At 50.2% G+C, this 12,450-nt stretch carries 9 protein-coding genes and 1 tRNA gene; 4 read left to right on the top strand and 6 right to left on the bottom strand.

Annotated features, from left to right (window positions below; genetic code table 11):
* The first annotated feature begins 2 nt into the window (after nucleotides 1–2).
* Both ACNA05_RS01310 and ACNA05_RS01305 read left to right on the top strand, forming a co-directional pair.
* Nucleotides 3–641: a bifunctional 4-hydroxy-2-oxoglutarate aldolase/2-dehydro-3-deoxy-phosphogluconate aldolase gene (locus ACNA05_RS01310; RefSeq protein ID WP_415809563.1), complete on the top strand. Its 639-nt coding sequence runs from the start codon at nucleotides 3–5 to the stop codon at nucleotides 639–641.
* A 2-nt stretch (nucleotides 642–643) separates the two neighbouring features.
* The gene (locus tag ACNA05_RS01305; protein ID WP_415809562.1) at nucleotides 644–1,576 is read left to right on the top strand and encodes a sugar kinase; all 933 of its coding nucleotides are present in this window, start codon (nucleotides 644–646) and stop codon (nucleotides 1,574–1,576) included.
* A gap of 446 nt (nucleotides 1,577–2,022) precedes the next feature.
* Here ACNA05_RS01305 and ACNA05_RS01300 read toward each other — a convergent pair.
* Nucleotides 2,023–2,113: transfer RNA gene (locus ACNA05_RS01300), tRNA-Ser, on the bottom strand.
* Nucleotides 2,114–2,187: 74 nt separating this feature from the next.
* Nucleotides 2,188–3,390 (bottom strand): FAD-dependent monooxygenase, encoded by a 1,203-nt coding sequence (locus tag ACNA05_RS01295; protein ID WP_415809561.1) that lies wholly within the window; start codon nucleotides 3,388–3,390, stop codon nucleotides 2,188–2,190.
* A gap of 129 nt (nucleotides 3,391–3,519) precedes the next feature.
* On the opposite strand from ACNA05_RS01295, the gene ACNA05_RS01290 reads away from it, so the two are divergent.
* Together ACNA05_RS01290 and ACNA05_RS01285 are read left to right on the top strand one after the other, a co-directional pair.
* Nucleotides 3,520–4,611 (top strand): NADH:flavin oxidoreductase, encoded by a 1,092-nt coding sequence (locus ACNA05_RS01290; RefSeq protein WP_415809560.1) that lies wholly within the window; start codon nucleotides 3,520–3,522, stop codon nucleotides 4,609–4,611.
* Nucleotides 4,612–4,649: 38 nt separating this feature from the next.
* On the top strand, nucleotides 4,650–6,371 hold the full coding sequence (locus ACNA05_RS01285) for a GDSL-type esterase/lipase family protein (protein ID WP_415809559.1): 1,722 nt from the start codon (nucleotides 4,650–4,652) through the stop codon (nucleotides 6,369–6,371).
* A 153-nt stretch (nucleotides 6,372–6,524) separates the two neighbouring features.
* Here ACNA05_RS01285 and ACNA05_RS01280 read toward each other — a convergent pair whose 3' ends face one another.
* The 4 genes from ACNA05_RS01280 to ACNA05_RS01265 are packed head-to-tail and all read right to left on the bottom strand — an operon-like array spanning nucleotide 6,525 to nucleotide 12,432.
* Nucleotides 6,525–8,063, bottom strand: a complete 1,539-nt coding sequence (locus tag ACNA05_RS01280) for a tryptophan halogenase family protein (RefSeq protein WP_415809558.1) — start codon at nucleotides 8,061–8,063, stop codon at nucleotides 6,525–6,527.
* Nucleotides 8,064–8,073: 10 nt separating this feature from the next.
* The gene (locus ACNA05_RS01275; RefSeq protein WP_415809557.1) at nucleotides 8,074–9,591 is read right to left on the bottom strand and encodes a tryptophan halogenase family protein; all 1,518 of its coding nucleotides are present in this window, start codon (nucleotides 9,589–9,591) and stop codon (nucleotides 8,074–8,076) included.
* Entirely contained in the window at nucleotides 9,581–10,900 is a 1,320-nt protein-coding gene (locus tag ACNA05_RS01270; RefSeq protein WP_415809556.1) for a tryptophan 7-halogenase, read from the bottom strand. The genes ACNA05_RS01275 and ACNA05_RS01270 overlap by 11 nt, the downstream gene beginning before the upstream one ends.
* On the bottom strand, nucleotides 10,897–12,432 hold the full coding sequence (locus ACNA05_RS01265; RefSeq protein WP_415809555.1) for a tryptophan halogenase family protein: 1,536 nt from the start codon (nucleotides 12,430–12,432) through the stop codon (nucleotides 10,897–10,899). Before ACNA05_RS01265 ends, ACNA05_RS01270 begins: the two co-directional genes overlap by 4 nt.
* Between the last annotated feature and the right edge of the window lie 18 nt (nucleotides 12,433–12,450).

Raw genomic sequence — 12,450 nt, 5'->3', positions numbered from 1 at the left:
TTATGACCGAGAAACTATTCACTCGACTATCAGAGGCGCCCATCGTGCCTCTGGTTCAGTCCAATGACCCTGAAGAAGCCGTAGCCGTTTCGAAGGCCTTATTGGGGGGCGGTCTCCAAGTATTGGAGGTCGTCCTCAGAACTGAAGCGGCCTTTGACTGCCTGAACGCTATTACCAATGCGTTTCCAAAGGCCCTCGTTGGAGCCGGTACGGTCTTGTCAGCAAAACACGCGGAACAGGCGATAGAAGCCGGGGCTAAGTTTATTGTTTCGCCGGGACTGAACGAAGGCGTTGTTGCTATGGCCAAAAAACATGACCTGCCGATACTTCCGGGGATTGCCACCGCGACCGAGCTCCAGACGGCTTGGAATATGGGGCTGCGTACCGTGAAGTTTTTTCCGGCGGGTCTCGCAGGCGGCCCTAAAATGCTGAAGGCTCTGTCATCCGTATTTCGAGATGTTCGCTTTATGCCGACAGGCGGAGTGAACGCCGAAAACCTTATGGATTATCTTGATATTCCGGCCGTCGTTGCTTGCGGCGGTAGCTGGTTGACTCCCATGGAAGCCATTCAAAAGCGGGACTTTCAAGCCATTGAAGAGTTGTCTCGCCAAGCCCTGAATATCCAGAACAGAGAGAAATAGTTATGCCGGGCGTAAAGATTGCTCTTATGGGCGAAGCGATGCTGGAACTAACGCACCCGACAGGGCAGGGCGCTAAACTGTCCTATGGCGGAGATGTTTTAAACACCTCAATTTATCTGGCGCGTCTGGGCGTGCTCCCCCAATTGGTAACCGCCTTGGGGCGTGACCCATATTCAGATGGCTTGGTAAAAGATTGGCAGCGTGAATGTGTCCAGGTTTCGCATGTGTTGAGGGACCCGGAGCGCATGCCGGGAATTTACGCCGTGCAAACGGACCATCAGGGCGAGCGGTCATTTTATTATTGGCGGCAGAATAGCGCTGCCCGAAACTTTTTCAACTTGGATGGTTCCGACTCTTCGGTTGAGTATATGAAGCAAGTTGACTGGTTCTATATTTCTGGAATTACCCTGTCGATTTTCAATGAATCTGAGCGGGCGCAACTGGCTGAGATTGCTAGAAACGTTAAAGCGAGAGGCGGTCAGGTTGCGTTTGATCCGAATTACCGCCCCAATGGATGGCCGGACCATGAAACGGCCCGTAAAGCCATTGAAAATTTTGCGACCCATGCAACCTTGATGCTGGCAACCATCGACGATGAAAATCTTCTTTACGGCCAAATGCCGGGCGAAGCACATGTTGCGCGCTGGCATGAGCTCGGCGTCAATACCGTGGTCTTGAAATGTGGGCCGCGGGGCGCAATCATTTATGAAAAAGGACTGGGGGCGCAAAAAGTTCCTGTCGCTGTGTGCGAACAACCTGTTGATACAACGGGCGCCGGAGACAGTTTTAACGCAGGATTTATTTTCGGAAAATGCTGCGGCTATGACAATGTAAAAGCCGCCCAAGCTGGCAATCTTCTTGCCAGTCATGTCATTCGCCACCCGGGCGCGATTATGCCGATCTCTCAAATGCCAGATATTTCGACGGCTTTATAGGGCGTTAGTCTCTTAAGCATGCGGCCCTAGACTATCGCCGGTATGACGAGGTCGGAAGGGGCATAGCAACTGACGGTTAGATTCTCTCGTCTAACCTTTCCGTGCTTTCAAATATCAATTCTGCTTTTCGCGCCAATGGTTTCGCCGGCTGCTTGTGATTAGGGGCGGCTAATGAAGCTCTCGCTTCTTCGAGGCAGGGTATTTCTCTCGTGTTCGTACCATCCCCAATAATGCTTTTTTTGGGGTCTAATTTATCAGGCCATTCCAATCTCGTGACCAAACGCGTCGCTCCAAAATCAACGTCTGAGACACTTCACGAAAATGGCCTAAAAGCCTCCCACAGAAAGGAAACAGGAACGCGTTTAAGGCGCATAATGTCGCTAACCAGTTATTAGTAGGGCGTAACTTACAAGTGTTGAGGTTGGTCGGTTTGGGCCAGAGGGGACTGGCGGAGACGAAGGGATTCGAACCCTCGATGGGCTTTTGGCCCATACTCCCTTAGCAGGGGAGCGCCTTCGACCACTCGGCCACGTCTCCGTCGGCGGGACTAGCGAATTGCGGGGGCAGGGGCAAGCTATAACTGCTCTGGAACTGCGAGAATATTGAAGCAGCTATATCGGGAAGTTTTTGGTGACGTCCACGCCGTAGATTTTGTCCAATCTGGAAAATGCGATCGCCGGGATTTTCGTCGCAATTTTAAATTTAGCCTTGCGTAGGGCGCGACCTATTGTGCTGCTTTGGTGATACAAAGCCGCATTGTTTCTGGAAATCATTTGTAGCTCAGTGGTGCGAGGTTTCCTAACGGCTTCATAACCTTGGAGAGCTTGCGAGATACTAGATGTGTTTTGGGTCAAACAACGGGTCAGAACCCAAGCGTCTTCTATCGCCATAGCGGCGCCCTGAGCCATAAAAGGGAGCATGGGGTGGGCAGCATCGCCCAGAAGTGCCATCCGTTCCGTTGTCCATGTCTCCAGAGGTGGGTGATCAAATAGTCCCCAGAGATAAGCGCTTCCACACGCCTCGATCAAAGAGGTAACGCGCGGGTCCCAGCCCGTAAACGCATTTTGCAACTCGCCCATATCCGCTGGGATGTCCCAGCTTTCTTCGACCCAGTCTGCTCGTTCCTGGACAGCAACGAAATTAATCATCTCTCCACCGCAGACATAATAGCTGACAAAATGCTGTCCGGGGCCGAGCCAATTATTTGCCGCAAAGGGGATTTTGTCCGGCGAAAGGTCTGAGGTCGGAACCAGTCCTCGCCACGCGACTTGTCCGGTAAAAACAGGGCTGCTCTTTCCGGCGATTTTCTCACGTAAGGAAGACCGCACGCCGTCAGCGGCGATCAGTACACCCCCATCATAAACTTTTCCGTTGTTCTCAATCTGCACGCCCGTTTCCATTTCTTTGACGGAAGAAATTTCGGAGCCGAGATGGGTTTTCACGCCGGCCTCCTGCGCTGCCTTCGCCAGGCAATCTATCAGGTCGGCGCGATGTATATGGAGGTATTTGTGACCGTATCTCTGTTCATAAACGTCCTTCATTTTCGTCGTGAGTAAGGCCTTGCCGGATTTGTAATCTCGTAAAATTCCGGCTCTGGGTTCACAGCAAATGGCTTCAATCTCTTTACTTAAACCCAAAGAGGAAAGAACCGCATTGGCGTTTGGACTGAGTTGCAGACCTGCCCCGACATCACTAAATTTTGCCGCTTTTTCAAATATTTCGACGTGTACGCCATTTTGGGCAAGCGCGAGAGCCGTCGTCAGACCGCCAATTCCTGCGCCGATGATAAGAACTTTGAAATCACCCGTTTTCAACTTGGCCCACTTTCAATTTGCATGACCGCAATGTCTGAATGCGGGTTTGATATGACGTATAGCGGGTATAGATAGGTTCTCAAACAGCGTCGAGCCCAGACTTTGAGGCCTATTAATACAAGGAATACTATGTCCCCGCTTTTTAAACCCTTTTCGTTGAAGTCTCTCGACCTGCCAAACCGTATTGTTATGGCGCCTATGACCCGCTCCATGTCGCCGGACGGCATTCCAACGGAAGGCGTGGTTGAGTATTACAAAAAACGCGCGGCCGCGGATGTCGGTTTAATCCTGTCCGAAGGCACAACGATTGACCGGCCCGGTGCATCATTTGATCCCAAAATCCCCAACTTTCATCAGGAAGAAGCTTTGGCAGGGTGGAAGAATGTGATTGACGCCGTGCATTCGGCAGGCGGGAAAATGGGGCCGCAAATCTGGCATGTGGGGATGGCGAGAAAGCCAGGAACCGGGCCTTACCCAGAGGCTTATTCCGACAGTCCTTCCGGTATAACCCATACAGGGAAGCTTGTTCAGCCCGTTCCGACGCAAGAGGAAATTACTGACATCACAGACGCATACGCCTCTGCGGCGGGCAATGCCAAGAAGCTTGGTTTCGATATGGTCGAGATTCACGGCGCGCATGGTTATCTGGTGGATCAGTTTTTCTGGGACGTAATGAACCGCCGCGAGGATAAATATTCCGGCACTTTAATTGATCGGGCGGAATTTGCGCGCGAAGTCATACGAAAATGCCGCGCGGAAGTTGGCGAGGACATGCCGCTTTGCATTCGTATCTCGCAGTGGAAGCAACAGGAATATACGGCTAAGCTTGCTCATACTCCTGAAGAGCTGGAAGCGTTTCTGACAAGTCTGACCGACGCGGGGGTCGATATGCTCCATTGCTCGCAGCGCCGTTTCTGGGAGCCAGAGTTTGACGGATCTGATCTTAATTTTGCCGGATGGGCCAAGAAACTGACAGGTGTTCCTACAATTTCTGTCGGGTCCGTAGGTTTGAAGGGCGATTTCTTTGGCGCCTTTCAAGGGGAGGGCTCGGAAGTCGCGAGTCTGGATAATCTCTTGGAGCGTATGGAGCGCGATGAGTTCGACCTGATTGCTGTCGGGCGTGCTCTCATCCAAGACCCGCATTGGGCGACGAAAGTCAAAGAGGGTCGCTTGGAAGATTTGCAAGCGTATAATGCGGAGTCATTGAAGGTCTTGACCTAAGGCATATTCCTTCCCTTAATACGAAAAAGGGAGATAATATGACGGTGGTTTCGAAAAGTAGCTCCGCTGCATTCTTAGCATTTGCAGGGCTTTTCTTATGGGCGTGCCAACCGCAAACACTTACTGCAGAGCCTTCTGAAATCGATAGCAGCGAGAGGACTGCTGTCGGGAGTTTTCGTCCCCTTGGCCGCTATGTTCTGACTGAGAGCGGCGGGTATCAAATGGGGTGGCCGGCGAGTGGCCTCGCTCTGACCTTCCATGGAAAGACCCTGACGTCGACGATAACAGACAGCGGAGAGGGGATAATGGACCTGTCCGTGAATGGACAAATGTCCACACTGGAATTAGGGGCCGGAACCAATAGATACACTCTTATTGAGAGTCCGACAAAGCAGACGTTTGATGTAAAGCTGACCCGCCGGACGGAATCTTACGATACCGGATTATTTACAATTGAATCCGTTCAATCGGACGGTGAGGTCCTACCCACGCCCGCGCCAAAAAAGAAAATACTTTTCTTAGGAGACTCCATTACGGCGGGTTTTGGCCTGCACGGCGATACGAAAGATTGCGCGTACGCGCCAAAGACAAACGCTCCATTGCAAAGTTACGCTAAATTGGCAGCAGGTCAGTTCGGCGCAGAAGTCCAACTGATTGCTATTTCAGGCCGAGGCGTGGTCCATAATTGGGATGACAATCCAGCCCCCGTTATGCCGCTGCAAATCGATTCAGCATTGCCGGATAATGGAGAACAGTGGGACGATAATCTGTTCAGACCGGACGTAATTGTGGCGGCGTTGGGGACGAATGACTGGTCAGTTCAAAATCCCGGAATGGAAAAGTTCCGTCTGGGATATAAAAATATGCTCAGAGACTTACGGGCGCAATTTCCAAGAGCCCACATCGTGACGGTGAGCGGACCGCTCTTGGAAGGGGGGAAACGAGAGGCCGCCAAAGATGGGATAAATTGGGCGATGAACGAGCTTCGTGATCCTGAAATATCGACAGTAGATCTAACCCTATCAGAAACGGGCTTAAAGTGGGCATGCCAGTATCACCCCGGTCGCGACAGTATGAAAAACATGGCCAATCAGCTCGGCGCGCACATAGCGGACCAGATGGATTGGACTTACCCGGCCATTCAGATGCCCATCAAACCTCAACATGACTTGGCTGATGATGGCAAAAAAGTATTTACCGAAAGGCTCTCGGAAATAAGAGAGCTTCCAGAATTGAGGGGAGGGACACTTCTGGCAGGGGACAGCATCACCCAAGGATGGCGCTGGCAGAAAAACCTCTTGGACGGCGAGATTTCTAATCACGGCATAGGGTGGGACACAGCCGTTGGATTGCATGCCCGCCTCCCGGAGGTTTTGCGCCACAGGCCTGATCAAATGTTTATCCTGATTGGCACGAATGACATCGGTTACGGACATACGGCGCAGCAGGTGGCTGGTCCTGTGAAATCCTTTATTGAAAGGGCTTCGGAAGTTACCCCCGAAACTAAAATTTACCTCCAGTCGATCCTCCCGAGGGAGAGCGGGTCTCTACCTTTGGTGCAGACATATAATGATGCCTTAAAAAGTGTAGCTGCGGAGACGGGGGTGGAGTATCTGGACCTGACGGCGAATTTTGCGGCACAAGATGGGACTTTACGGAAAGATCTCAGCACGGACGGCCTTCATTTAAATGAGGATGGGTATAAAGTCTGGGCAGATATTCTTAACCCAATCATCAATTCTTCACACAAGCCAGATTGACAATTCCAAGATTAAGCTGTTTATAAGAGGTTCTGAAAGGGGTGGGTTTATGATTGAAGTACTAAAAAACATTCTACTTGCCATTGTTGTTGCCCTAATGGCTATTCTTCTTGGCCTTTAATTAAGACTGACGCGACGCGTTTTCGTTTTGTATTACCTGGAGAGCTTTTCAGGGTAATTTTCCTTGTCCGCTATGCAGTTTTCACGAATAAATTCCATGTGGGTCGGCATGTAATCCGCTGAGTTTACCACCGAATTATAAATATCTTTAAGCCGCATCTCTATTTCTTCGGCGGACAGTACGTTGACTACAGGGTGATAGCTTTTTGGCTTTAAGCCCTGACCGTGCATCACGGCGAGCCAGCTGGTTTCATTGAAAAGTTCAAGATCTTCCCGGAAAATTCGGCCATTTTCTTCATATAACTCCATCTTTTCCTTAAGTTTGTCAGGGAAAGGCATGGCTTGAATGTGTTGCCAAAAAGGCGTGTCGTCACGCTTGGTCGCTTTGTAATGCAAAACAAGGAAGTCCCGGACCCGTTCATATTCCTGACGGGTGCGCAGATTATAATAATCTATATCTTTTTGATTGAAGTCTTTATCGGGAAATTGCGCCATCAAGCGGGACAGTCCTGATTGAATCAAGTGGATGGACGTCGATTCCAAAGGCTCCATAAAACCTGCCGAGAGACCTAGTGAAAGGCAATTTTTCTCCCAGAATTTCTTTCGGTGTCCTGTCACAAACCGCAGATGTTTTGGCTCGGCTAGAGGCTTGCCCTCTAAGTTGTTCAATAGCTCGGCCTCCGCTTCCTCTCCGGAAAGGAATTTATCACAATAGACATATCCATTTCCTAGGCGGTGCTGTAGCGGGATACGCCACTGCCACCCGGCTTCCTTTGCTGTAGCGCGAGTATAGGGAACAGGGTCTTCTGTTGGCTCACAGGCACACGCCACGGCTCGATTGACGGGGAGCCATTTCGACCAATCTTCGTAACCGGTTTGCAGAGTCTTCTCGATTAAAAGCCCAATAAAACCTGTGCAATCGATAAAGAAATCTCCGGAAATAACCTCCCCGTTCTCCAGCGTCACAGACTGGATATGGCCTTTTTCAGATTCCTGCTGAATGGATGTGACCCGGCCCTCTATTCGTTTCGTTCCGGCGTCCTCAGCAATTTCCCGCAAATATTTAGCGTAAAGGCCGGCATCGAATTGAAAGGCGTAATGGATTTTGGAAAGGGGCGAGCGAGCGATATCCAAAGGCCGAGTAAATTTGTTGTTTTTAGCCGCCAGGGCCTGCAAGTTGAAGTCGGCGAGATCAGGAAGGTCTGGGTTTATGTCTTTTGCTTTGAGCCAAAAATGGTGGAAGTGAACCCCTTCCATGTCGATGCCGTAGCCTCCAAATGGGTGGATATACCGCTCTCCTTTTTGGCCCCAATCCACAAATTCGATGCCGAGTTTAAACGTGGCCTGTGTGCGTCTAATAAAGTCATTTTCGTCCAAGCCAAGAAGTTCGTTAAACAGAGCGATTTGTGGTATGGTCGCTTCTCCAACCCCTACGGTGCCAATGGCTTCCGACTCGACGAGCGTTACTTTTACATTGGCACGTTTCATGATGGAGGAGAGGGCGGACGCCGCCATCCAGCCTGCTGTGCCGCCGCCAATAATGACAATATTTTCGATTTGGTTGTTGCTCATTGAGAGAATCCTATTCGGACTTTGGCGCAGGGCAATAGCGCGAAAGAAAAACGTCATGTTCCGGCATTTGTGGCACAGCTTGCGCCAGCTCCGCCCTCATGGCGTTTAAGCGGTTTTCAACTTCCTTCTCTGGTAGACTGTCTACGAGAGGGTTGTAACCTTCAGGCACAATATTTTGTCCCAGGAAAACAGCGATCCAACTTGTTTCCGTGAACAAGTCTCCATCGTATCGAAAATACCTACCCCGACCTTTGAATAAGTCAATTTTTCGTTTTAGACTGTCCGGGATAGACATGTTTCGCACGTAATCCCAGAAGGGCTCGCCTCGACGCTCATTCGCGACATAATGCAAAATTAAAAAGTCTCGAACCTGCGCAAATTCCAGATCCATGAGCTTGTTATACTCATCGATTTCAGTTGCATTGAACCCCGTATCAGGGAAGAGCGCCAAAAGCCTGCTGATACCTGCTTGAATCAGATAAATAGAGGTAGACTCCAGCGGTTCCAAAAAACCCCCGGAGAGACCAAGAGCAAGACAATTTTTTGTCCACATTTTCTCTCTCTGCCCCGTTGTGAACCGTAGCTGTTTCGGAGATGCTAAAGGCGCGGAAGCGAGCGTTTTAAGGAGTATTTCGTCGGCCAATTGATCCGACATGAAATCGGAACAATACACATGTCCATTGCCCGTACGGTGCTGCAGAGGGATTTGCCATTGCCACCCTGCTTCTCTAGCTGTTGCCCTGGTGTAGGGCGGGGAGTCAGGCAGTTTCTCACTGCCGACGGCCAAAGCGCTGTTGCAGGGAAGCCAATGGGACCAATCCCTAAACGATGTTTCCATCACCTTTTCGGTGAGCAACGCCCGAAACCCGGTACAATCAATAAAAAACTCGCCGCTTAAGGTTTTGCCATTGTCGAGTAAGAGTGTTTCAATAAACCCGCTTTCCGAATTCACATCAACATTGGTGATTTTTCCTTCCACTCGCGTCACGCCATTATTTTCAGAATATTTCCGAAGGAAGGCGGCGTAGCGTCCGGCGTCAAACTGATAGGCGTGTGCCAATGTCGACATCAGGGAGTTGCGATCCCGGGAGGGCAGACAGGCTTTGCCTTGCTTTGCCGCCATGGCAGTTGCCGAATAGGTCTCAATCCTGCTCGCCTTGCCCAAAGCGTGCATCTTTCGCCAAAACTGGTGAAAAGACATTCCCATCATATCTCGTCCATGGGTGCCGAACGGGTGGAAATAACTTTCACCGTCTTTCGTCCAACCGACGAATTCAATTCCGTATTTAATTGTGGCGTGGGTGTTCGCCATAAAATCGCGCTCTTCGATACCCAGCATTTTGTTGAATGTAGCGATATTGGGGATAGTGGCTTCCCCCACGCCGACTGTGCCGATGGCTTCGGATTCTACCAAGGTAATATCGACCTCGGAACTGTCCAACATACGGGAAAGGGCGGCGGCGGCCATCCATCCCGCCGTTCCGCCTCCGGCAATAACAACGGACTTTATGGGCGACTTAATCGACATTACGTCGGCTTTCATAGGAGCCTAAAGCCGGGCAGGTGTTTTGAATGAAATCGACCGTATCTGGCATTTGGCGAAGCGCCTGATCGACGATGTCTCCATAGTCTTTGCGAAAGGCGTCAATCTGATTGTCTGACAGGCCCTTGGAGATCAGATTCAGGCCGTTTGGCCAAATACCCTGTCCAAGCAGCATGGATATCCACTGATCTTGCAATAATGTGTCGCCGTCTAAAACGGATAATCGCCCCCGGGCCGAAAAAACTCTGAGCTTAAATTGAGCTTCGTCCGAGAGAGATTCAAAAGACTGCGCTTTGAAGCTCGAGCTGGCCAATAATATGGATTGGAAATCTGCAAACCGTGAAATTATTTCGCCCATAATACTGTTAAACTCAGCTCGCTCGGCCCCCATCGTTTCACCTGAAGGAAACAGGCTGAGAAGGTGATGCAGTGAAATTTGAATTAGGCGAGACGGAGTCCCTAAAAAGGGAAGTAAGCGTGGCATATAAGAAAGATACAGAGTATTTTCTCTCCATAGCCTGCCCCCGTCTTTAGGGATAGCAGGCACAAACTCATCCGCATTGATTGACATCTCGTATTGTGTTTTTTGGAAATTGATCTGGGTCGTCACATATTCGCCCGTAATATGATGTCGGACATGGTTGAACATTTCGCTACTCTCAGGCGCAAGGTCTGTGTCCCAAAAATGCGACTTTTCGCAATCTATAATGAAAAAGGCCTCGGAATGGCGTTCTGGAATAAACTCCGATATTGGATTGATTAATACCCCGAAAGCCATCGCCTGCTTTAATAATAGCTCCCTATAGGATGCGGGATTGACTTGGTATCCATAGGTGTAATCGCCAATAACGGGCCGGCCCTGAGGGTCAGGCGGGAGGAATTTGCCCTTACGGGCCATTCTCGCGGCGAGATTGCAATCTTCCCAATCAGAGAGTTTCTCAAACGCTCCTAATTTTTGAAGCGCGGATCGAAAACTTACACCGCCAATCGACAAACCATAGGGACAGAAGGTGTTTAAATAGTCATGCCCTATTTCATCCGTAATTTTGTCTCCCAGGGAAAACACACCGTCGCAAGACCGAAGAAAATCGACCTCTTTTATTTTGAGAAGACGATTGAACTCCCGCGTGTCCGGGTGAAGCGTCGCGAGATGAATTTCTGACTCTAAATCGCTGGCGTCGCTATAGCATGAAACATGGTAGTATTGGGACGGCAGCATTCGGCCGAGATAGGCCGCCGCCATCGCGGGAACGAGGCCCACACCTTTTATAAGAATGTTTTTAATCTCGTTCATTCTGCCCGACACTCTTGATCTATATAGGCTCCGTGACCGGACATAAGGGCGACCGCGTTGGAGACGGTTTTTGCGACGGAGTTCAATTGCTCGGGTAGAACCGAGTCAGGCATATGAAGGCTAAGCGGGTCGACACCTTTTGGAATAATGTTTTGGCCAAAATAAACTGATAGCCAGCTTGGTTTTTTAAAGGCTCCGATTTCGTAACTCACGACTCGGCCAGTGGATTTAAAAAGATCCATCTTATGTTTCAGACTCGCCGGCAGGTCCATCGACGTCAGGTGTCGCCAAAATGGACTATCACTGCGAGTGGTGGCCACATAGTGTAGTAATAAGAAATCCCTTACCCTTTCGAACTCAATATCCATGAGCCGATTATACTCCTTGCGGTCAACGTCATAACTTGTTTGCGTTGGAAACATTTCGATCAGATTTGTTATCGCTTCTTGGATTAAATAAATGCCTGTAGATTCCAAGGGTTCAAGAAAGCCGCCGGATAGGCCTATGGCGACGCAGTTTTTAACCCAGCTTTTTTGACGCTGCCCCGTCGTAAATCTCAGACGCTTTGGTTCGCTGTTTGGCGGCGCCTCCAAGTCGCCGAGCATTGACCGCTCAGCCTCTTGATCACTGATGAACTCACTGCAGTACACATATCCGTTTCCGACGCGGTGTTGCAGGGGAATGCGCCATTGCCAACCGGAGGATTTAGCTGTGGCTCTCGTATAGGGAAGCTCCGGACCGGCCGCTGAGCAGGCCGCCACGACCGCGCGGTCGCAGGGAAGGTGCTCTGTCCAATTCCGGTAAGGCACGTTAAGGGTTTGAGAAATCAACAATCCTCGAAAACCCGAACAATCTACGAAGAAGTCTCCGGTCAAGCTCTCACCGTTCTCCAAAATGACACATTCAATTTCGCCGCTTTCTTTGTTTTGTGAGACCTCATTTATCCGCCCTTCAATCCGCGTGACACCGCGGTTCTCACAAAACTTACGAAGGAAATTTGCGTAAAGCCCTGCATCAAACTGATAGGCATATCCGAAAGTAGACAGGACATTTTCGGTATCAGAGTGGGGCGGTTGGAACTTCGCGTTCCGAGCCGCCATTACGGGCACGGAATATTGGTCAAGATGAGACGGTAGGCCCATTTTGTGAGCCCTGCTTAGGTAATGATGGAAACCACAGCGGTTAATCGGAAATCCGAAATCACCAAAAGGGTGAATATAGCTGTCGCCGATTTTACCCCAATCTCTGAATTCAATGCCGAGTTTATAGGTTGCTTTTGTCGCTTTCATCAGTGCGTTTTCATCAATACCGAGCTTACGGTTAAAAAACCGGATATGGGGCAGGGTGGCTTCGCCGACCCCGACGGTTCCAATCGCTTCTGATTCCACCAAAGTGATGTCCAAATTCAGAGGGGCAAGCACGGAACATAGTCCGGCGGCCGTCATCCAACCTGCGGTACCCCCGCCAACAATTACTACCTTTTTTATCGCTGGCGTATCGTCTGTTTTGAATGAATTCGTACTGGACGACATCATTTATCCCCATGCGCA

It is taken from the genome of Litorimonas haliclonae (assembly GCF_965138505.1).
GTDB classification, from domain to species: domain Bacteria; phylum Pseudomonadota; class Alphaproteobacteria; order Caulobacterales; family Maricaulaceae; genus Litorimonas; species Litorimonas haliclonae.
Note: the sequence above shows the minus strand (reverse complement) of the source record. Positions and strands in the feature narration are given on the sequence as shown.